Source organism: Pedobacter sp. KBW06 (assembly GCF_003852525.1).
Taxonomy (GTDB): Bacteria; Bacteroidota; Bacteroidia; order Sphingobacteriales; family Sphingobacteriaceae; genus Pedobacter.
On the sequence record NZ_QAJL01000002.1, the window covers coordinates 964,879 to 986,851 of the forward strand.

14 protein-coding genes are annotated in these 21,973 nt (G+C 43.6%); 4 read left to right on the forward strand and 10 right to left on the reverse strand.

The features are described 5' to 3' along the window. Positions 1–250: 250 nt before the first annotated feature. The 3 genes from DBR43_RS14205 (at position 251) to DBR43_RS14215 (ending at position 4,414) form a co-directional block, all read left to right on the forward strand. Positions 251–1,849, forward strand: coding sequence for a M28 family metallopeptidase (locus tag DBR43_RS14205; RefSeq protein ID WP_233602973.1), 1,599 nt, complete (start codon positions 251–253; stop codon positions 1,847–1,849). Between the two features lie 205 nt (positions 1,850–2,054). Next, entirely contained in the window at positions 2,055–2,432 is a 378-nt protein-coding gene (locus DBR43_RS14210; RefSeq protein WP_069379337.1) for a BlaI/MecI/CopY family transcriptional regulator, read from the forward strand. Further along, entirely contained in the window at positions 2,429–4,414 is a 1,986-nt protein-coding gene (locus tag DBR43_RS14215; RefSeq protein ID WP_124581857.1) for a M56 family metallopeptidase, read from the forward strand. The genes DBR43_RS14210 and DBR43_RS14215 overlap by 4 nt, the downstream gene beginning before the upstream one ends. Positions 4,415–4,508: 94 nt before the next feature. On the opposite strand, the gene DBR43_RS14220 is transcribed toward DBR43_RS14215, so the two are convergent. The 4 genes from DBR43_RS14220 to DBR43_RS14235 all read right to left on the reverse strand — a co-directional run bounded on the left by DBR43_RS14220 (position 4,509) and on the right by DBR43_RS14235 (position 9,749). Beyond that, positions 4,509–5,279, reverse strand: coding sequence for a succinate dehydrogenase/fumarate reductase iron-sulfur subunit (locus DBR43_RS14220; RefSeq protein ID WP_074611614.1), 771 nt, complete (start codon positions 5,277–5,279; stop codon positions 4,509–4,511). Positions 5,280–5,305: 26 nt separating this feature from the next. Next, a complete protein-coding gene (locus DBR43_RS14225; protein WP_124581859.1) occupies positions 5,306–7,285 on the reverse strand; it encodes a fumarate reductase/succinate dehydrogenase flavoprotein subunit in 1,980 nt (659 codons plus the stop codon). A gap of 27 nt (positions 7,286–7,312) precedes the next feature. Then, positions 7,313–8,056 carry a succinate dehydrogenase cytochrome b subunit gene (locus DBR43_RS14230; protein ID WP_233602974.1) on the reverse strand — a complete coding sequence of 248 codons (744 nt, stop codon included), beginning with the start codon at positions 8,054–8,056 and terminating at the stop codon, positions 7,313–7,315. Positions 8,057–8,210: 154 nt separating this feature from the next. After that, complete coding sequence (locus DBR43_RS14235) at positions 8,211–9,749, reverse strand: trypsin-like peptidase domain-containing protein (RefSeq protein WP_124581861.1); 1,539 nt, start codon at positions 9,747–9,749, stop codon at positions 8,211–8,213. 218 nt (positions 9,750–9,967) lie between these two features. Between DBR43_RS14235 and dapF the strand changes: the two genes are divergently transcribed. Continuing rightward, positions 9,968–10,753, forward strand: a complete 786-nt coding sequence (gene dapF, locus DBR43_RS14240) for a diaminopimelate epimerase (protein ID WP_124581863.1) — start codon at positions 9,968–9,970, stop codon at positions 10,751–10,753. Here dapF and DBR43_RS14245 read toward each other — a convergent pair whose 3' ends face one another. From DBR43_RS14245 to DBR43_RS14270, 6 genes are all read right to left on the reverse strand, one after another. After that, positions 10,754–13,033 carry a helix-turn-helix domain-containing protein gene (locus tag DBR43_RS14245; RefSeq protein ID WP_124581865.1) on the reverse strand — a complete coding sequence of 760 codons (2,280 nt, stop codon included), beginning with the start codon at positions 13,031–13,033 and terminating at the stop codon, positions 10,754–10,756. Between the two features lie 250 nt (positions 13,034–13,283). Further along, the gene (locus DBR43_RS14250; protein ID WP_124581867.1) at positions 13,284–14,804 is read right to left on the reverse strand and encodes a sulfatase family protein; all 1,521 of its coding nucleotides are present in this window, start codon (positions 14,802–14,804) and stop codon (positions 13,284–13,286) included. Between the two features lie 57 nt (positions 14,805–14,861). Then, positions 14,862–16,520, reverse strand: coding sequence for a RagB/SusD family nutrient uptake outer membrane protein (locus DBR43_RS14255; protein ID WP_124581869.1), 1,659 nt, complete (start codon positions 16,518–16,520; stop codon positions 14,862–14,864). An 11-nt stretch (positions 16,521–16,531) separates the two neighbouring features. Then, a complete protein-coding gene (locus DBR43_RS14260) occupies positions 16,532–19,870 on the reverse strand; it encodes a TonB-dependent receptor (protein WP_158622497.1) in 3,339 nt (1,112 codons plus the stop codon). Positions 19,871–20,156: 286 nt separating this feature from the next. After that, positions 20,157–21,305, reverse strand: coding sequence for a FecR domain-containing protein (locus DBR43_RS14265; RefSeq protein WP_158622498.1), 1,149 nt, complete (start codon positions 21,303–21,305; stop codon positions 20,157–20,159). A 90-nt stretch (positions 21,306–21,395) separates the two neighbouring features. After that, positions 21,396–21,965 carry an RNA polymerase sigma-70 factor gene (locus tag DBR43_RS14270; RefSeq protein ID WP_124581874.1) on the reverse strand — a complete coding sequence of 190 codons (570 nt, stop codon included), beginning with the start codon at positions 21,963–21,965 and terminating at the stop codon, positions 21,396–21,398. Positions 21,966–21,973 lie beyond the last annotated feature (8 nt).

Below are 21,973 nucleotides of genomic sequence, written 5' to 3' on the forward strand. Positions count from 1 at the left end.
TCAAGGTTTAACTCCCGATGTAAAAATATGATGAAGAAGATACAAGTAATTATCTTTTCATGTAAATTCAGGTATTAGTGAAGAATTCCAGGTAAAAAACAAATAAGAAACCATCATAAGCAGACTGCTTACAAAAAGCAGTAATCATACTTATGACAGCTTTATAGCCATTAAACCGACAGGCTCCTGAGAACCTGTAAACTGAGCCTGCGAACTCCTGAGCACCATTAAGAATCAATAAAAAGACTCAATGAAAAACACGAAAAAAGACAAATATATCCGGATGAAAAAACTGACAATAACTGCATTGGCACTGTGCATCAGTGTTTCCTTATCTGCCCAGGAGAAGGTGGATATGGCTATCGTACAAAAGATAAGGCAGGAAGGCCTTGAAAACTCAAAAGTAATGGACATTGCCTTTCAGATCACCGATGTGGCAGGCCCGCGTTTATCCAATTCTCCAGGTCTTAAACGCGCACAGGACTGGGCAGTACGACAGTTTACCTCCTGGGGCTTAAAGAATGTGCACCTGGAGTCCTGGGGACAGTTTGGAAAGGGCTGGCAGATCGATAAATATTATGCAGCCACGACCCTTCCGTATTACCATGCGATCATTGGTGCACCGAAAGCATGGACACCAGGAACCAGGGGTGCCATTAAATCTGAAGTTATCCTCATCAAAGCAGACACCGTAACCGACCTTTTACCTTATAAAGGGAAACTTGCCGGCAAGATTGTGATCTTCGATCAGGTGACCTTACAACCCCTGCAAAACAGTTATAAGCCCGACGCAGTCAGATATACCGATTCCGTATTGTCCAAAATGGCGGAGGCCAAGGCCCAGCCTGAGGGACAACGCCGTGCCGGAGCATCCGGCAACATGATGGCACAAATGATGAAAATGAGAGAAGTACGTGCTGCCATCGCCAGCTTTATGCAGCAGGAACAAGTTGGCCTGATCCTCAGTTATGCAAGAGGAAACCACGGAACGTTCTTCACCAGCAATGGCGCCTCTTATGCCCTGGACGCAAAGCCGGTCTCTCCTGAGCTGGAAATCTCCGCAGAAGATTACCTCCACATGCTGCGCCTGTTGCGTGCCGGAGAAAAGGTAGAAGTAGAAGCAGACATCAGGACTTCCTTCTACGACCAGGATCCTCAGGGATACAATGTAATAGCAGAAATTCCGGGCACAGATAAGAAATTAAAGGAAGAAGTCGTGATGATCGGCGGACATTATGATTCCTGGCATTCGGCCACCGGTGCCACCGACAATGCAGCCGGGGCAGCTGTCATGATGGAAACCATGAGGATTTTAAAGACCATTAATTTTAAGCCTAAACGGACCATCAGAATTGCCCTCTGGAGTTCTGAAGAACAGGGCTTGTTTGGATCAAGAGGATATGTAGCCCAGCATTTTGGAGACCCAAAGACCATGATACTGACTAAAGACCACAAAAAGATCAGCGCATATTATAACCTGGATAACGGAACAGGTGCGATCCGGGGAATTTACTTGCAGGGAAACGCGGCCGCAGGACCAATATTCCAGGAATGGCTTAGCCCTTTCCATGATTTGGGTGCAAAAACCATAACAATTGGCAATACCGGAGGAACGGATCACCAGGCATTTGACGCGGTAGGCATTCCCGGATTCCAGTTTATTCAGGACCCTATGGACTACAATACCCGGACCCATCACAGCAATCAGGATACATTTGACCGTTTGGCAGAGGAAGACTTAAAAAGGGCCGCAACCATCGTAGCCTCTTTCGTGTACCATACTTCTGAACGCAAAGAACCAATTCCCAGAAAAGAATTGCCCAAGGCTCCTGAAGCTCCAAAGCAATAAAACACCCTACAAAACAAAGAAGCCTCCGGAATTACAGGAGGCTTCTTTGTTTATACTAACTTGCTTACTCTAAAATATTTTCATTAAAATTCTTTGAAAACTAAAATATTAGTTTTAAGTTTATACTAAGGTTTTAGTTATAGTACTATTGACGAATAGTTATGATCCTTAAACCAATTAAAAAAACCGGTTAATACGATAAAAGATGGACATTAAAGACTTAACAAAAGCAGAAGAACAATTGATGCAGATTCTATGGCAAATAGAAAAGGGGTTTGTAAAAGACGTGATGGATTTTTTACCAGAGCCAAAGCCTGCCTATAACACCGTATCTACGATCATCAGGATCCTGGAAGTAAAGGGGTTTATCGGGCATGAGGCCTTCGGAAAATCACATCAGTACTTTCCGCTCATCAGCAGGGAAGATTACAAGCGCCACGCTACCGAAAAGTTGCTAGGCAACTATTTTGAGAATTCTGTAGAAAGCATGTTTTCCTTTTTCGTTAAGGAAGAAAAGCTTGATTTGAGCGATGTAGATGAAATTTTAAAAATGATTAACAAAATTAAAAACAGACCGAGATGAGTTGGGCACATTATATCCTGCAGGTCAATATATACCTGGTATTATTCTATGGCTTCTATAAATTATTTTTAGCTAAGGAGACCTATTTTATCCTCAACAGAATCTACCTGATCTCTGCGGGAATATGTTCACTATCGATTCCTTTCTTAAGGTTTGAATGGTTCGGCAAGCAGTCTGTCGCGACACCAATCTATATAGGTGTTGATCAGCTAAATGAACTCATGACACAGGTTAGTGTCACACCATATGCTCCGGAGAGGCTCAGTTCCGGAAATCTGATTGTGATTATTTATTTAACCGGTCTGATAATTTTTACCATTCTGTTCATCTACAAATTGCTCAGGGTCCGGCGCTTGCTTCAGCAGGAACATGTGGGAAACGCTTTTTCCTTTTTCAGGAAGAAAAGAATTGATGAAAACCTGCCGGAAGTTCAGACCATAGAAAGGCATGAAGAGATTCACATTCGTCAGCTGCATACCCTGGACGTGCTGTTTTTTGAGTTGTTAGGCATTTTCACCTGGTTCAATCCCATCATTTATTTTTATAAGCATACCATTAAAAACATTCATGAATACCTGGCAGATGAGGAAGCTGCTAAATTTCAGGGCGACAAAGAGCAATATGCCATGCTCCTTTTAAGCAGAGCTTTTGGCATTGCTCCAAATAGCCTTACCAATACTTTCTTTAATAAATCACTGATAAAAAAGAGAATATTTATGCTTCATAAACAAAGATCAAAAAAGACCGCCATATTAAAATATGGCCTGTTTTTACCTCTTTTTGCCATCACGCTGGTCATGTCGTCTGCTACTATCCGCAGCAACGAAAAGATCATAGCAGTAACAGAAGAGATTCCATTGAATACCCCTTTGAACGTCGTGAAAGAAGTCATATCTGCACCTATAGAAATTGCGGTATCGAATATGAAGACCAAAGAGGTTAAGCTACAAAACGTAACTGACCCGGCCTGGGAAGGCTTTTACAATTACCTTAAGCGCGGCATCAGGTACCCGGCCGAAGCTTACAATACCGACCTTCAGGGCAACAGCCAGATTAAATTCAGTCTGAAAGACGGGCATATCGGAGCGATCAGTGTCGTAAACAAACTTGGCTCAGGATTTGAAACCGAGATCATGAGAATGGTGTTGAGCTACAGGGACTTCAAAAGCAGCCAGGACGGCAACTATACACTGCCTGTTTCCTTCATCCTTTCCGGAGCTACCAGCGCTAAAAAGAATCCAAAATTAAGCCCTGTAAATGGTTATAAAAGCCTCAGCAAAATCACTGTTATGGGTTATAAAGCCGAGCCGGCAAATGCGAATGCCGTTTCTATGAACGAAGTTCCCGTAGATCAGAATGATGTTAAGGTTTACGACTTCGTTTCTATAGACAAACAACCGAGTTTCCCCGGAGGAATGGAAATGTTCTACCAATACCTGAAAAAGACCGTTAAATATCCTGTGGAAGCTCAGGAAAAGAACGTACAGGGCAAAGTGTTTTTATCTTTTACTGTAGAAAAAAACGGCGAGCTTGCAGACATCAAGGTAGAAAGAAAGCTTGGCGCTGGAACAGATGAAGAAGCCGTAAGAATCCTGAAAGAATCACCAAAATGGATTCCAGGCATTTACCATGGAAAAGCAGTCAGGGTAAAATACAATATTCCAATTAGTTTCACTTTAACAACTGATCCTCCTTCCGGCAATAAAACAGGTAAAGTAATCGGGTTGAGCGTTGTAGAAGGTGCAGATAAAAAGCTGCAGATTAGAGGCCTTGGCGCTGGTAAAGACCCATTGGTTATGGTAGACGGCAAGAAAACTGAAACCAGTTTAAATGAGATTAACCCAGACAACATTGCCGAGATTCATGTTTTAAAAGACGCATCGGCTATTAAGCTTTATGGTACAGCCGCTGTAAACGGGGCCATTTTAATCACTACAAAAACCGGTTTACAAACGAAACAGAAAGAAGACAAAAAAGATTAAAAACAATACCCCCAAAACTCCCCCTAATGCACGAAAGCCCAGCTAAATAGCCGGGCTTTCGTGTTAAATATCCTTGTCTCGTCAGCTAAATTTATTAAATATCTTCCTCAGATACAAATTTTGCAGATAAATAATCTCTATTCATACGTGCAATGTTCTCTAAAGAAATTCCTTTAGGACATTCCGCTTCACAAGCACCGGTATTGGTACAATTTCCGAATCCTTCTGCATCCATCTGCGCCACCATGGTCTGAACCCTGCGGTAGCGTTCCGGCTGTCCCTGAGGTAATTGCGCCAACTGGGATACTTTAGCAGAAACGAATAACATGGCAGAAGCATTTTTACAGGTAGCCACACAAGCACCACAGCCGATACAAGCTGCAGCCTCGAAAGCTGAATCTGCCTGTACTTTTGGAATAGGCAGGTTGTTGGCATCCTGTGCATTCCCTGTATTCACCGAAATAAAGCCCCCAGCTGCAATAACTCTGTCGAACGCAGACCTATCTACCGTTAAATCTTTAACTACCGGAAAAGCCTTAGCTCTCCATGGTTCCACAACGATGGTATCTCCATCTTTAAATGAACGCATGTGTAACTGACAGGTGGTAATTCCTTCTTTTGGTCCGTGAGGTCTGCCGTTGATAAACATAGAGCAGGCACCACAAATCCCCTCTCTACAGTCGTGATCAAACACAACCGGCTCATCACCCTTAGAAATCAGCTCTTCGTTCAATACATCAAACATTTCTAAGAAGGACATATCAGGAGAAATGTCTGATAGTTTATAATCCACCAAACCACCTTTGGCTTTTGTATTTTTTTGACGCCAGATTTTCAGCGTTAAATTCATATTTCCTGTACTCATGATATTGAGATTTTAGTACTTAGCTATTATTTATAACTTCTTTGTGCAACCTTGATGTTTTCAAATTTCAGCTCTTCTTTATGAAGCTCGAATTTAACACCCTCTTTGAACTCCCATGCCGCAACGTAAGCATAGTTTTCATCATCACGCATGGCTTCACCTTCTTCAGTCTGATATTCTTCCCTGAAGTGACCACCGCAAGATTCGTTTCTGTTCAACGCATCGATACACATCAATTCTCCAAGTTCGATAAAGTCGGCCACACGACCTGCTTTTTCCAGCTCAGGATTGAACTCATTGGCTTCTCCCGGTACACGAACATCGCTCCAGAAGTCTTTACGCAACTGCTGAATTTCCGCGATTGCTTCAGTTAAGCCTTTTGCATTACGCGCCATTCCACATTTTTCCCACATGATCTTTCCTAATTTCTTATGGAAATGATCCACAGTTTTGGTTCCTTTAATCGCAAAGAATTTATCGATAATTCCTCTTGCACTAGCTTCTGCTTCTACAAAAGCCGGGTGATCCTGAGGAATTGGTTTTGTAGCCAGTTCTTTAGATAAGTAAGCACCGATAGTATAAGGGATAACAAAGTAACCATCTGCTAAGCCCTGCATTAAAGCAGAAGCGCCTAAACGGTTAGCACCGTGATCAGAGAAGTTCGCCTCTCCCAGAGAGTACAATCCCGGAACAGTTGTCATTAAGTTATAATCTACCCATAAACCACCCATGGTATAGTGAACCGCTGGATAAATACGCATTGGCAGTTCATAAGGATCTTCTCCGGTGATCTGTGCATACATATCAAACAGATTACCATATTTTTCCTTAATCACCTCACGGCCTAAGCGCATGCAGGTTTCTTTATCGGGGTTATGGATATTCTGTACACTTGCTTCAATACGGCCATAACGCTCTGTATTGGCTTTAAAATCAAGATAAACCGCTAATTTAGATTTACCTACACCATAACCTGCATCACAACGCTCTTTAGCAGCTCTGGAAGCCACATCACGTGGTACAAGGTTACCGAAAGCAGGATACCTGCGCTCTAAATAATAATCTCTTTCATCTTCAGGAATCTCTGAAGCTTTACGTTGATCATCTTTCTTTTTAGGCACCCAGATCCTGCCGTCATTACGCAATGACTCAGACATCAGGGTTAATTTACTTTGGTGATCTCCGGAAACCGGGATACAGGTCGGGTGAATCTGCGTATAGCAAGGGTTACCAAAGAAAGCGCCTTTTTTATGTGCTTTCCATGCTGCAGTTACGTTACTGCCCATTGCATTTGTAGAAAGGTAGAATACGTTACCGTAACCACCGGTACATAGCAATACCGCATGTCCTGAATGTCGTTCCAATTCACCTGTAAGCAGGTTACGGGCAATAATACCACGTGCTTTACCATCTACAACCACTACTTCAAGCATTTCATGGCGGGTAAACATTTCTACTTTACCCATTCCTACCTGACGCTCTAAAGCGCTATAAGCACCTAAAAGCAATTGCTGACCCGTTTGACCGGCAGCATAAAAAGTTCTTTGAACCTGTGTACCACCAAAAGAACGGTTGTCTAACAGACCACCATATTCCCTTGCCAGCGGCACACCTTGTGCCACACACTGATCTATAATGTTTGCACTTACTTCAGCCAAACGGTGAACATTGGCTTCACGTGCGCGGTAATCACCACCTTTTATGGTATCATAGAACAGACGGTAAGTACTGTCACCATCATTCTGATAATTTTTTGCTGCATTAATCCCACCCTGAGCTGCGATAGAGTGCGCTCTTCTCGGGGAATCCTGAAAGCAAAAACATTTAACTTTATAGCCCATCTCCGCCAGGGTTGCCGCTGCCGAAGCACCTGCCAATCCCGAACCCACTACAATAATTTCGATGCTTCTTTTATTTGCCGGGTTAACCAATGGCATAGAAGACCTTAATTTGGTCCATTTATCCGTTAATTCGCCTTCCGGTATATTTGCATTTAATTCAGCCATTTTATTTAAGCTTTATACGTTCAAAAATTATTTAATAAGACCTGCATAAATTGCTACAGGCATAGCTGCAAATAGTATTGCTATGATAATTGAATACCAGATACCAAATGCTTTGATGAGTGGAGTGTATTTTTTGTGGTTCCATCCCAAAGTCTGGAATGCAGACGCAAAACCATGTAATAAGTGGTAAGCCAGGGAAACCATCGCTAAAATATATAAAATCACTACCCAAAGGGTTTGAAATCTTGCCACCATCACTGCAAAAAGATTTTCGTGTCCTGCTGAATCCACCGTAGGAATTCCTGTAAAACGGGAAACTACCCAGAAATCAGATAAGTGTACGATTAAGAAAATCAATAAGATTGTTCCTAATAGTCCCATTGACCTTGAATACCACTTGCTGTTTGCAGCACCATTATTTACCGCATATTTCACCGGACGTGCAGCCTGGTTCTGAAAAACCAAACGTAAACCCTGAATAATGTGCGCCAATAAGCCTGCCATCAAAACCACTTCCATAGCTCTGATCAGCCAATTGGTAGCCATAAAATGAGCACCCACATTGAAAGTTAAACCACCGTCATTCACGAAGATCAAAGCATTTATAAAGCAATGAACCGCGAGAAATGAAATAAGAAACAGGCCGGTAATACCCATTATTAGTTTTTTTCCTATAGACGAGGAAAAAGCGTTTCCGAAACTAGCCATTTGATTGTATTTTAGTTCTATTCCTGCAAAAGTATTTAATAAAAGAATTAATTTGTTAATCATTGTCATAAAATAACGACAATAGGGCTATTTAGAAACGTTCTAAATTTTACAGAGCGATGACAAGTGAAAATTCAAAAACCTTCTGCTCTGAATAAAAAAAAGGGAAGCAGTAAAACTGCCTCCCTTTTAAGAATAAAGTTGAAATGATCCCTTTCTAGAAAGTAAAGGTATAGTTTCCGTTCGGTCCGACGCCAGAGATGGTCGTCATTCCATTTTTTGAAGTAGGCAATGCTGCCTCTACATCTTTAGCACTATTTACAGGCTTACCATTTACGGTAGTTACCAATAAACCTTTAGGAAGGTCCATGGAATCAAATACTTTTCCCGGCTCAACGCTGGTCACGACTACTCCGTTCTTTGCACCATATTTGGCTTTCACCTGTGCAGAAGCCGGTGCAAAAGCAGCACCTAATTTGCTGATTGTTGTACCCGTTGATTTTGCCGCAGGTGTTGCTTTCGCAAGGTTCACACTGGCATCCCCTTTAAGGGTCACATTGATGTCTTTTAAAGCACCGTTTCTCAACACTGTCAATTGTACTTTATCACCAGGACTCATACGGCCAATCTTTTCCTGTAAATCCGGAGAATCATAAATCGCAATGCCTTCTACCTTTTTAATGATGTCACCTTTCAGGATTCCCGCAGCGGCGCCACCACCATTTGGCAGTACATCACTTACATATAATCCGTTGATGTCTTTAATTTTTAGTTCTTCTGCATAATCTGCATCCAATGGTCTGAAAGAGACCCCAATATAGCCGCGTTTTACTGCGCCATATTTTCTAAAATCTTCCAGTACCTTTTTCGCCAGGTTTACCGGAATGGCAAAACCATAACCTTCGTTCGTACCGGTTTGAGAAGCAATTGCTGCATTGATACCGATCAGCTCACCGCTTGCATTTACCAATGCACCACCACTGTTTCCAGGATTGATCGCTGCATCAGTCTGGATGAAAGATTCGATACTGTTATTGGTACGCTCAGGAGCTTTACCCGTTCTGCGGTATTCGTCATACTCTTCCTCAGTTGGCTGACCTTGCTGTCTTGATAAGATTCCGATACTTCTTGCTTTTGCACTTACAATTCCTGCAGTAACCGTTGTTTGAAGATCAAGCGGGAAGCCCACTGCCAATACCCATTCTCCGATTTGCACATTGTCTGAATTCCCCATTTTCACAATCGGAAGATTTGTTTCCTCTACTTTGATCAGGGCAAGATCTGTGTTTGGATCTTTTCCAATCACTTTTGCCATTACCTTACGGCGGTCAGACAGAATCACTTCAATCTTATCTGCATTTTCCACCACGTGGTTGTTCGTTACAATATAACCATCAGGCGTAAGAATTACTCCCGAACCTGAGGCTGCTCTTGGCGCACGGGGTCTGCTGCGGCCACCACCACCAAAAAATTCTTCGAACATGTCCATTGGGGAACCGGCACCACCTCTTTCGTTTCCGGAGCTGCTGCCATAAGAAGTCTTAATGTGTACTACTGCCGGGGATACCACGGAAGCAGCCTGTACAAAATCGACAGCTCCTGTAGAAGATATTTTTACGGGATTGTTAGCAAAAAGCACATTTTGTTTCTCCGCTAATGTCATCCCATCGTTGTTGCGCTCTAACAGTTTGTAAGCGCCAATCGCAGCCGCACCACCTATAAATGCGGCTAACACTATCAATCCGATTCTTTTCATTTGTATTTTTTCTTTTTTTTAATTGTTTCAAAAGCAACCCAATCGGCCCGAGCTCCTTAAAGCAAAGCTGGCATGGATTGTGATTTATTCGTTTTACTCGTTAAGAACTAATTCTTTTGTTTCAATTACTCAAATTTAATACCATATAAACGATATTTGCATAAGTAACAGGCCATGAATACTGTTAAAAAATGTTAAATGACAAGCACAAACATCTCATGAAGATCCACTTTTTCAAATACCAGGGCGCAGGCAACGATTTCATCTTAATAGATAACCGTGATCAATCCTTTAAATATACGGGTAATAATACGGTCCTGCAACTCTGCAACCGACGTTTTGGGATTGGCGCAGATGGATTAATGCTCCTGCAAAACCATGAAGCGTACGACTTTGAGATGCTTTATTTCAATGCTGATGGTAATCTCGGCAGTATGTGTGGAAATGGTGGCAGGTGTATCGTGGCTTTCGCGAAGCATTTGGGAATAATTGACACAGAAACTAATTTTTTGGCAGTTGATGGACCTCATTATGCCAAAATTTCAGAAAAAGGCGACTGGGTTGATCTGCAAATGATTGATATTGATCATATTGGAAACGATGGAACCGCTTATGTATTAAATACAGGATCCCCACATTACGTACAGCAGGTAAACAGGTTAGAAGCACTGGATGTCTACAAGGAAGGTAAAGCCATCCGCAACAGCGCAACCTATAAAGCCGAAGGAATTAACGTGAATTTTGTAGAAGACCAGGGAGATCACCTTTTTGTCCGCACTTTTGAGCGTGGCGTAGAGGACGAGACCTATGCCTGTGGCACAGGAGTTACTGCTGTGGCCTTATCAATGGCACAACACAAACATCAGCAAGGGCACATCAAAACACCGGTTAAAGTATTAGGTGGCGACCTTCGGATTGAGTTTGACTATGATGGCAGCCAGTTTAGAAATGTATTTCTATGTGGTCCCGCAGCACAGGTTTTCCAGGGAGATACAGAGGTCTGATTATTCTCCCTCTGCAAGGTATGCCGCCAGTCCGATTTTGATCTCACCAAAACTATAGTCCCTGCCCAGGTGTTCCCGGATCGGGTTCATCTGCATCGTCTTTAGTTCCCTGATGGTTTTCATAATTTTATCCAGCTTTTTCGAGCCGATGATGTCTTTGGCTGAAATCTCCTGTTTGGCTACATAATGTGCCAGGTGTCCTTCTATAGTGCCTATCACCATTTTCCGGTCCCTCGCAATTTCAGCAATCGTTTTCCCTTCTTTGTGCAGCTCCAGAGAGACCTCTTTGGTATCTACTTTAGGGGCTTTTTCTTTAACAACCGTTGTTTTAGCTTTGGTAGACTTTGTCTTTTTGGCCGTAAAGTCAAGCTTACCGGGAACAGCAAAGACTTTTTCCATGACAGCCGCCCGCTCTGCCTGGCTCAATAAAGCATTCACATCTTTTTTTGTAAACTCGCTTCCATTGATCGTCGCACTCAGCAAGGCCGTCGCTTTACGTATTTTTTTAAACTGATCGTAAAACAGCGCTTCCATCTCCAGCAATTCCGTAAGATAAGCAGTCACTTGTTTGTCCTGTTTAACCAGTTCCATGCGTTCAAAGATGCGTTTGGAAAATCCAACCAGCAAGGGATTAAAATAGTTCTCTGCAGCCACGGTACGTTCCAGCAATGCGGCCATTCCTTTTTCCGTCTTCACCTCGTACATCCTTTGGATCTGAGTTAAAAATTTACTCGCATTTACTTTCACCTCTGTCAGGTCTTTGAGCAGTTGTCCTGCCCATTTTACATGTTTTTGTTTGGCAGATTTATTAATGTCTTTGGTATAGGAATGTACATGCTCGTACACATAATTATCCAGCGGTGCCAGGTCAAAACACTGCAGCAGATAAGACCTCAGAAAGACATCACTTTCCGTCCTGATCTGCGTATTCAGGTTCTCCTGATTTTCTTTAGTCTTAGAGAAGAAAGAAACATTCTGATCCTGCCGGATGCCTGATCCCGAGATCTGGGAGGTTAAAATCAGTCCATCCAGCGAACGCAAACGGGAAAGCGCCACATAAATCTGTCCGGGAGCGAAAGCACTTCCGATATCAATAATTGCCCGGTCAAAGGTCAGGCCCTGGCTTTTATGAACCGTAATGGCCCAGGCAAGTTTTAATGGATACTGCGTAAAAGTTCCAACCAGCTCTTCTTCAATCTCGCCGGTTACCTTATCCGTAGTATATTTAATATTTTTCCAGGTATATTTTTCGAGGACAATCTTTTCCCGGGTTCCTTCCGTCTCTACCTCAATGGTATCTGTTCTCAGCGAAGTTACCACAGCAATTTTTCCATTAAAGAAGCGCTGCTCTCCGGTAGGATCATTTTTTATGAACATCACCTGTGCGCCGACTTTAAGCTCCAGAATATGTTCTGCCGGGTAGGCATACTCACTGAAATCATCTTCGATTTTAGCCACATACAAAAAGGAAGGAGACTTTAGCTCTTCCAGACTTTGCCTGTTTAAAGTATCGGCTTTATTGTTGTGTGTTGTGAGCGTAATGTATTTATCGTCTATAGAAGGCTTAAAATCCGCCTTATAATATTTATCCAGCAATGCCACGTCCTGGGCTGTTACCTCATTATTTCTCAGGTTATTCAGCAGGTTGATGAACACTTCATCGGCCTGTCTGTAGATCTTTTCCAGTTCAATATAAATTGGCGGATTGTTTTGAAGCGCAAGCGCATCAAAGAAATAAGCACTGTTATAAAACTGACCTAATAAATTCCATTCTGTAGACTTTACCACTGGGGGCAACTGGTGCAGATCACCGATAAACAGGACCTGAACCCCTCCAAAGCTTGCGCTGTTGTTTCTCCGGATATAGCGCAATACCATATCGATAGCATCCAGAAGGTCTGCACGGAGCATACTCACCTCATCAATAATCAGCAATTCCATATCTGTCAGGACCTTTCTTTTAGTCGCGGTCATGTTTAAATGCCGGACAATAGATTTAGGGGTATTGTATTGCTGATTGTAATGATCGCCATCTGCGGCTGGGGCTTTAGGCAGATAAGTTCCAAAAGGAAGCTGGAAAAGGGAATGGATGGTTACTCCCGCAGCATTTATCGCTGCAATACCTGTAGGTGCCGCAATAACCGCCTTTTTATGTGTCAGTTCAATTAAATTCCGTAGAAAAGTTGTCTTCCCTGTTCCGGCCTTTCCCGTCAGAAAGATGTGTTTAGAAGTATAATTTACAAATTTGGCGGCAAGCTCGGCAGGGTTTTGTTCAGACATATTGTAGGCATCAATTAAAAATAAACCATCTTCAAATTGGTGTATACAAAGATACTAAGAATGCTGCTAATTAATAAACCCTAACCTCAATTAAAAAACAATCGCAAAAAGAAATATCAGATCATTAAAATTAAGGGGAAGATCTTTACGCTTTCCATCCAGAGGGGAAAGAGATCTTAAGCCCTGCCAAGGAAGATTTCCGCCGGCAAATGAGGAAATCAGCACTTAGCAAGGCCTAAGATAAAATTGTTTATTTTTTCTGTTTGATCTGCTCCAGCAGTTCAGACAGTTCTTTTACCCGCTCCGGATACTTTTCGGCAAGGTTATTCTTCTCGCTAAGGTCTTCCGTCAGGTGATACAACTGCGCTGTTGGCAGGTTTCCTGATTCAATGCCTACCTCTTTCATATAAGGAGCACCTCCGCTTGGGCTGATGTATTTCCAGCCATTTTTTAGGATAGAAAGCGGGCCTCCCTGTTCTACGAATGAAGTTCTACCCTTTACAGATCTGCCTAAAAAGACCTCGATCAGATTTTCACTATCCGGGGCATCTCCCTGAGGAACAGCTCTACCGATCAAACTGGAAAATGAGGCAATAAAATCCATCTGACTCACCAATGCAGGTGATACCTGAGCCTTGATTTTTCCAGGCCAGCTGACAATAAAAGGCACCCTTGTACCGCCTTCCAGCGCACTATATTTACCGCCACGCAGCACACCCGCAGGCTGGTGCCCATTCTGTCTGGTTACCGCTTCATCCTGATAACCATCGTCCAGTACCGGACCATTGTCACTGGTAAAGACGATCATGGTATTTTTATCAATCCCCAGAAGTTTCAATTGTTTCATGATCTCTCCTACGGTCCAATCCAGCTGTAAGATCGCATCACCGCGCAATCCCAGGCCACTTTTTCCTTTAAACCTCGTTGCCGGCATTCTTGGTACATGCGGCTCTGTTAAGGCAAAATAAAGGAAGAAAGGCTGCTGATGATTTTTCTCTATAAAGCTTTGCGCTGTGCTCAGGAAAGTGGTCGAGACCTCTTCATCTACCCAACGCGCCATTTTACCACCACTCATATAACCGATCCGGCCGATTCCGTTCACAATCGTCTGGTTGTGTCCCTGCCCTGGCGAAGACTGCATTTTTAACAATTCAGGATGGTCTTTTCCAGTTGGATCATCACCAACTTTTTTCGCGTAATCTACTTCTATAGGATCATTGGCTTCCAGGGCCACCACTTTGTGGTTTTCCAAAAACACGGTAGGAACCCTGTCGGCCGTTGCCGGAAAAATAAAGGAATAATTAAAGCCAACTTCGTTTGGTCCCGGTTTCAGCTCTCCGTTCCAGTCTTTCGCTACAGTTTCCCCGATACCCAGGTGCCATTTCCCTACAATTCCAGTCTGGTATCCTGCTTTTTGAAACAGGTTTGGTAAGGTTGTTTTATTTGTAGGAATGATGAGTGCCGCGTCACCAGGCAAAATACCTGTTCCTTTTCTACGCCATGGGTATTCGCCCGTCATCAATGCATAACGCGAAGGGGTACAGGTTGCAGACGTTGCATGTCCGTCTGTAAAGCGAATCCCGTTCGCTGCCAGGCGGTCCAGGTTAGGTGTTTGGATTTTCGTGGCCCCATAACAGCTCAGGTCGCCATAACCTAGGTCGTCCGCAATGATATAAATAACATTTGGCGGTTTAACTTTTGTCTTCTTCGATTGAGCTCCGGCAGTGAATGCCATTGCTACAGAAAAAAATATTAACAGGTTCTTCTTCATATTTGTGTGTTTAAGCAGCCCCTAAAGATAAAAACACCTCAGGGGCTTTGCATTAAATTATTTTAAATTCGGATTAATGCTCACTTCCGACTGAGGCACAGGCCAAAGTTCATCTGTTCCGATCCGGAAAGCTTTAGAAGTGACATACCAACGGCTATAAGGATCTGTTACAGTTCCTTTTTTACGCAGGTTTTTAGCCCCTGGAAATGCTGCGCCATAAAAATCTCCGTTCAGTACCTGTCCAATTGTCTTCCACCTCAAAAGGTCCCAGTAACGGATTCCTTCCAGCGCAAGCTCATTCCTGCGTTCTCTACGAAGAATTGTCCGCAATGCGACCGGATTCAGCTCCGTTACCCGGGGCATATTGACACCGCTTCTTCCCCTTACTTTATTGATCGTAGCGTCTAACAATGCCTGATCTGAGCCTTCCCCATTTTCCAGTTTAGCTTCCAGATAACCCAGCAGCACTTCTGCATACCTGATGATCGGCAGGTCAATACCTGAGTTTTGCAGATCTCCGCCGCTAAACGCTTCACTGTTGAATTTCTTTAAAGCAAAGCCCGTACGCGTTCCCTGTTTGGAGGTTGTGAGCTGATCCGGGGAACTCGCATCATCAGGATTACTGTTATAAATGATATTTTTAAAGGGCTGTCCGTTGCAGATCACCGTATATTTTAAGCGGGGATCACGGTTTTCTCCCGGATTAGCAGCATTATACCTTGGATCAGCAAAAGAAAAAGGCGTTCCATCGTTAAATTCATAAGATTCCACCAGACTTCCCAGCGGACAATGCAGCATAAAACCACCGAGTTTTGCAGGATAGTTGTGCTGCATCATGGCATTTGGTGCCAGGTCCTGCTGGTATTGCGTTGCAAAAATAATTTCCTTGCTCGTCTCATTTGTTCCATTAAACAGGCTTTCGAAGTTCGGGTCAATCAGGTTGTCGTTAAAATCTATGATTTGCTTATAGGTTGATGCGGCCAATGCCCATTTCTCTTCTGCGAGGCATAAACGGCCAAGAAAAGCCAGCGAAGCCTGAGCAGTAGCCCTTCCCCGCTCCGCTCCTGCCAGTTGTCCGGACCGGGGCAGTAAAGGCGCAACCTCCTTAAACTCTGCTTCGGCAAAATCCTGAACTTCCAGTTTCGTGGCCTTCTTTACAGTATTTGCTTCCGATAAAGTTAGCGTCGTTTTTACCAGGGGTACTGCGCCAAAAAACTGAGACAGATAAAAATACTGGCAAGCCCTGATGAAACGAACTTCTGCGATCATCCGGCTCGTCAATGCCGGAGCCAGTGCTGCTTTGGAGATGTTTTCCAGAAAATAATTACAGCGGGCAATTCTCGCATAACTTGCCGTCCAGTAATTGCCAAGATAGCCGTTGGTAGCGGTTAAAGTACCATTTGTAAGGGTATTCAATCCGGAATTATCTCCCCTGCGGTCGTAGGCATTGTCGGTCGCAAATTCGGTATATAATAAACCATGATAAGACCACCAGTCTGTTGCAGAAAACTCTGCACCCGTCGGATTAACCGACATCTGGATATTCCCGCGGTAAACGCCTGTAAGGGCGAGCATCACATTTGCTTCGCTGGTCCAGAAAGATTCATTTGAAAATTGATCCAATGGTGTTTTATCCAGTTCCTTACGACAGGAACCCAGACTTCCTGATAAAATCAGTAATGGTAAAAGGAACTTATATATGAATGATGTTTTCATCTTTTCTCGATTTAGAAATTAATATTTAGACCCAGGGTATAATTTGCCATGATCGGATAATAGCTCCCTCCTGTATTGGTTTCGGGATCCCATCCTTTAGGATATTTACTGAAAGCCAGTGGATTCTGAGCAGTCGCATAAATCCGCACATTCTGGATTCCTGCTTTTTTCAGCCTGATGCCCGAAAATTTATAACCCAGCTGCACATTTCTAACTTTCAGGTAATTCCCATTCAGCATCCAGAAAGAGGAAGTCAGTGTATTTGCTGTTCCCTGATTGGAGATCACCTCCATACGTGGATACTTTGCATCCGGGTTTGGATTGCCCGGGGTCCAGTGGTCTTCCATTTGCCACTTTTGCACATTTCCATTCTGGTAAAAGGCATAACCGGCATAATCACGTAAATAACCATTCACCTTCGCCACGCCCTGTAAGAGCACAGAAAAATCGAAATTCTTATAATTTGCCGTCAGATTGATGCCATAAGAATATTTAGGAATCTGACTTCCCAATACGGTTCTGTCGTATGTCGCATCTACCTTTCCATCAGGAACGCCATTTGGCCCGCTAATGTCTTTATAACGGATATCACCTGGCTGTACCTTTGGATTGATGCTTTTCTGATCTGCATAATTGGCAATGTCGCTGGCATCCCTGAATAAGCCTTCTGCAACATAACCATAATAGACACCCATCGGCGAGCCAACGAACAGGTTGTCCCCATTTCCTACCTGACCGTTTGGCTGGGTGATATTACCCACCCCCAGGTCTAACACCTTATTGTTGATGATGGAAAAATTGGTATTGATCTGGTAAGAGAATTCTCCGATCTGGTTCCGGTAAGCGGCTGTGAATTCCCAGCCTTTGTTGCTCAGCTTGCCTGAATTCTGAACACCAACCCCAAAACCCAGCACTTTAGACACACTTGCAGCAGGGCTCACCAGAATATCATAGCTATAGCGGTCAAAATAAGTGGCACTTACGTTCAGTTTACCGCCAAAAAATCCGGCATCCATGCCTATGTCCTTTGTCCTCGTTGACTCCCAGTGTATCGTTGGATCCACTAAATTAATATAAGCCACTCCGGACGACAAAGCTCCGCCAAAAGGGTAATTGGATCCGGGTGTCAATCTTCCCTGGAAAGGATAATACTCTTGCAGATCATTCCTCAGTATGTTCTGATTTCCAAGAACCCCAATAGAGGCCTTCAGCTTCAGGTCAGTCAGCCAACTGATTTTATCCTTAAGGAATGCTTCTTCAGAAATTCTCCATCCTACAGCGACAGCAGAAAAATCTGCATACTTATTATTTTTAGGGAAACGGGAGGAGCCATCATAACGGATGGTACCTTCTGCCAGATACCTGCCGGCATAATTATAGTTTAAACGACCGAAGTAAGAATCCAGCGCAAATTCAGTGGCAGTTCCAAGATTTTTTTGAGTATTCGCATCTCCGGCGTTCAACTCTGTCAGGTCATTACTGTTATAACCGGTTCTATTTGCGGAGAACGACGTGTTTTTACTGTATTCATAAGAATGTCCCAATAGCACACCGAACTCATGTTTGCTAAAAGTCTTTTTATACTCCGCCAGCTGCTGAAATGTTTTATAAATATTCAGTGCGTTACCCTGACTGAGCGATCCCGGCCCCAGTTTTACGTTACTGTTTAGTCTTTGGTTCGCCAGGAAACGCTGACTATTGTCATTAAGCTGGGTATATCCTCCGATAACCGACAGCTTCAGGTCTTTGATGACTTCCCAATCCAAACGCAGGTTCGCCAATAAATCGGTCTGCTTACTCTTAAAAAACGAATCATTATCCGAGTAGGAAACCGGTGTTCCTTTGGCCACTACGCCCAATCCGTAATCCCCGTTGCTCAGTTTATTCACATAAATTGCAGGAACCCGGATCACCTGACTAATATTGGTTAGCATGTCTGTCCAATCCAAAGTAGCCGGAGGGGCAGGTTGATTGTCCAGGTACTGCGCACCAGACAAACGGGTGGTCAGCTTCAGGCTTGGCCGGAAAGTATTCGTCATATTGAACCTCAGGTTATACCTGCTATAATCGTTCTTTTTTACAATTCCATTTTGATAGAGGTATCCCATCGACAATAAATACTGGGTGTTCTCTGTGCTATTGGAAAAGGACAGATTGTGTCCCGTCTGGAAAGTAGATTTTTTCAGTACCTGATCGATATAGTTCTCGTTCGGATAATTGTCCCGATCGGAACCATCTCTGAATTTCTGAATCTGTGCGTCTGTATAGGTACCTGGCTGCGCCTCATTTAAAAGAGCCGCATATTCCCAGGAGTTCACAAACTCAGGATAGGCAGTTGCCCTTTGGGTCCCGGTATAGCCATTGTAATCGATCTTTATTTTACCATCATTGGTTTTACCGCTCTTGGTGGTCACCAGGATTACCCCATTGGAAGCCCTGGAGCCGTAAATTGCCGCTGTGGATGCATCTTTAAGCACCGAAATGTTCTCCACATCATTCGGGTCGATGTCATTAAAGGAGTTGACCGGGATCCCATCAACAAGGATCAAAGCTGCAGGACTTGCGCCGAAAGAGCCAACTCCCCTGACCTGGATGTTCCCTCCTGCTGCACCAGGTTGTCCGCTGCGCTGAATGATCGTTACCCCAGGAAGCATTCCCGTAAGTGCATTCGATAAGGAGCTCACCGGCCTGTCGTTGATTTCTTTTGCCGTTACCTGGGCAACAGATCCGATGAGGTTTGCTTTTTTCTGAGTACCAAAACCCACTACCACCACCTCGCCGAGTTCAGCAGGTTGTGGAATAAGTTTTATGGTAAAATCAGCTGCGGCAGATGCCTTGACTTCCTGTGTTACATATCCGATATAAGAAATTTGTAAAATGGCATTTTCATCCAGATTTTTGAAGGCAAACATCCCGTTTACATCGGTAACGGCCGTTTGTGTATTTCCCTTAACCCTCACGCTTGCTCCCGGAAGTGGCTGGTTCGTTTCATCCAGTACTTTCCCCCTGACATCTATTGCAGCAAAGTAACTGATGATTTTATCGATCACGGATACCGGTTTAGGGTTCAGTAGAACGATCCTGTCTTCAATCGTAAAAACGATCTCCTGGTCGGATAAACAAGCATTCAGTGCTTCCTGAATCGTGACATTCTTTAAATTCACACTTACAGGTTTAGCCTTTTTGATTAGCTTACCGTCTACCAGAAAGTCATATCCACTTTGTTTTCTGATCTTTTGAATGATTTTCTCCAGAGAAGTATTCTGTTCTGAAAGGGTAATCCTTTGAGCGAAACCGGCGGCACTCAACTGGAGGAAGCAGGCCGTTATAATGATGATGGTTAGTCTCATAATCCGCAAAATTGGTTTAGGCAGCCAGGCCCTTTTGGCGGACCTAAACAGATGGTAAAATTTCATACATTTGGTGGTTTGGTTTTCGCATAGCCCTCCCGTTCCTCAAAGAAATCAGGGAGGACCAGCGGAATTAAATTGATTAGATGTTTACAAAAGCATTGATTTAGCCCAGACATGGTCAGGGGTGTTACGAGCACTCCTGGCCTTTCTTTAAAGGACCAAGCGGCTTTACTTAAGGTGGTGTGTTTCTTTTCATACTTGGTTCATTTGGTTTATAGGTTTATTACCATACGGTCACTTTTTTTCCTTCCACTTTAAAATGGACTTTCCCTGTTTTATCGAGGGCATTTAATACGGCGGAAATATTTTTGGAGCGGGAAACGACTCCGGTGAAAGTCAGGTCTGAGGGCTTACGCTGATAGCTCAGCTCCACATCATACCATCGGGAGATCTTTCTCATGATGCTTTCCAGTCCTTCGTCATTGAACACAAAATTTCCGTTTTTCCAGGCCATAACTTCTTCGGGATCCACCATGCCTACTTTCATACGCCCGGAAGCAAGTACTGCCTGCTGACCGGGGCTGAGCACCAGATCCTGGCCCCCATGCGGAGAGAGCCGCACTGCACCCTCCAATAAGGTCGTCTTGCTGGAAGGCTCATCTGCATAACTGTTGATATTGAAATGTGTTCCCAGTACTTCCAGCTCCTGGCCTCCGCTGCTGACTTTAAAAGGTTTAAGTTTATCTTTTGCCACTTCAAAATATCCTTCACCCTGCAGGCTCACTTTCCGTTCTTTTCCATCAAAGCGAACCGGATACTTCAAGGAAGACGCCGCATTTAACCAAACCCGCGTTCCGTCTGGGAGGTTAATCTGGTACTGCCCGCCTTTAGGGGTTTCAATGGTATTAAAAGCTGCTGCCGTTCCAATATTGGCGGCTGTTCCGGCATCAGAAAGCGTATAAATCAATTGCCCCTCTGCGGTTTTTTTAATACTGATGCCCGACTGTTCTGCGATTTCCCCCTTTACAGAAGCGTTCAGAATGATCCTCTTGCCATTTGCAAGGGTCAATACTGCCTGATTGGAGCCCGGTTTCACATCATTGACAATTTCTGTTTTCGGGGAGCTAAGGCTTGTAAGATGTTGGTTATAAAAATATAGGCCAATGCCCGAGATCATTAAAATTGTGGCCGCCACCATCATTTTTTTCCAAAGCGGAAAGCTTCTTCTTAACTGCGGACCATGAATTTCGGCAGCGATCCTATCGAAGATCACCTGTTCCATGGCTGTTTTAGCTCCAAGTCTGGATTCATCCCATGCACCTGTTTCTTTTTGCAGGGCATTCAGGTAGCCATGATACCGTACAATATCTTCATCAGAAGCAGTACCATCGCTTATTCTGTCCAGTAATTTAAAAAAATCTGTTCTCTGCATTTCCGGCATATACTGATAAGGCACTTCCCGGGCCCCTATCCCTTAGTCCAAATCAAAAAATATTTAGAGGCAGTCCTTATTAAAAGGCGGTTAGCTTAAAAAAAACAGCCAGGCAGAGGTTCTGCCCATCTTTTTGCGCAATTTATTTAAAGCTGTGGTGATGTGTGTTTCTACCGTTTTCTCTGAAATATTTAACCTCGATGCAATTTCCTTATTGCTCAGCTGTTCGGTACGGCTCAATTGAAAAACCATCCTGCATTTTTCAGGAAGGTCGCTGGTGAATTCCCTGATGAACCCAATCAGTTCTTTAACCTCCAATGCTGAATCGTCAAAAGCAGGATTTATGTTTTCCAGTTTAACCTTTTCATAGAAATTGTCCCTTGTCTTTTCATTTCTGATATAATTGGCCATTTTATGCTTTACAGCTACAGAAAGGTAGCTCCTGACCGCATATACTTTCAGGTCCGCACGATGGTTCCAGAACCAGACAAAAACTTCCTGCAAAACATCTTTAACTACATCAGGATCATCGAGGATATTTAGACAATACGCATACAACCCTTCCCAGTTCCGCTTATAAAGCTCCGCAAAAGCAGCTTCATTACCAGTCTTCATAAAGTCAACCAGCTCTTCATCAGAAAGTGCAGTATAAGTCCCCATAACTATTC

Bases quoted from the DNA above. Each gene is read 5' to 3' on its own strand.
- DBR43_RS14265 (WP_158622498.1), bottom strand. From the start codon at position 21,305: ATGCAGAGAACAGATTTTTTTAAATTACTGGACAGAATAAGCGATGGT.
- DBR43_RS14260 (WP_158622497.1), bottom strand. From the start codon at position 19,870: ATGAGACTAACCATCATCATTATAACGGCCTGCTTCCTCCAGTTGAGT.
- DBR43_RS14215 (WP_124581857.1), top strand. From the start codon at position 2,429: ATGAGTTGGGCACATTATATCCTGCAGGTCAATATATACCTGGTATTA.
- DBR43_RS14220 (WP_074611614.1), bottom strand. From the start codon at position 5,279: ATGAGTACAGGAAATATGAATTTAACGCTGAAAATCTGGCGTCAAAAA.
- dapF (WP_124581863.1), top strand. From the start codon at position 9,968: ATGAAGATCCACTTTTTCAAATACCAGGGCGCAGGCAACGATTTCATC.
- DBR43_RS14250 (WP_124581867.1), bottom strand. From the start codon at position 14,804: ATGAAGAAGAACCTGTTAATATTTTTTTCTGTAGCAATGGCATTCACT.
- DBR43_RS14235 (WP_124581861.1), bottom strand. From the start codon at position 9,749: ATGAAAAGAATCGGATTGATAGTGTTAGCCGCATTTATAGGTGGTGCG.
- DBR43_RS14230 (WP_233602974.1), bottom strand. From the start codon at position 8,056: ATGATTAACAAATTAATTCTTTTATTAAATACTTTTGCAGGAATAGAA.
- DBR43_RS14225 (WP_124581859.1), bottom strand. From the start codon at position 7,285: ATGGCTGAATTAAATGCAAATATACCGGAAGGCGAATTAACGGATAAA.
- DBR43_RS14245 (WP_124581865.1), bottom strand. From the start codon at position 13,033: ATGTCTGAACAAAACCCTGCCGAGCTTGCCGCCAAATTTGTAAATTAT.
- DBR43_RS14205 (WP_233602973.1), top strand. From the start codon at position 251: ATGAAAAACACGAAAAAAGACAAATATATCCGGATGAAAAAACTGACA.
- DBR43_RS14270 (WP_124581874.1), bottom strand. From the start codon at position 21,965: ATGGGGACTTATACTGCACTTTCTGATGAAGAGCTGGTTGACTTTATG.
- DBR43_RS14255 (WP_124581869.1), bottom strand. From the start codon at position 16,520: ATGAAAACATCATTCATATATAAGTTCCTTTTACCATTACTGATTTTA.
- DBR43_RS14210 (WP_069379337.1), top strand. From the start codon at position 2,055: ATGGACATTAAAGACTTAACAAAAGCAGAAGAACAATTGATGCAGATT.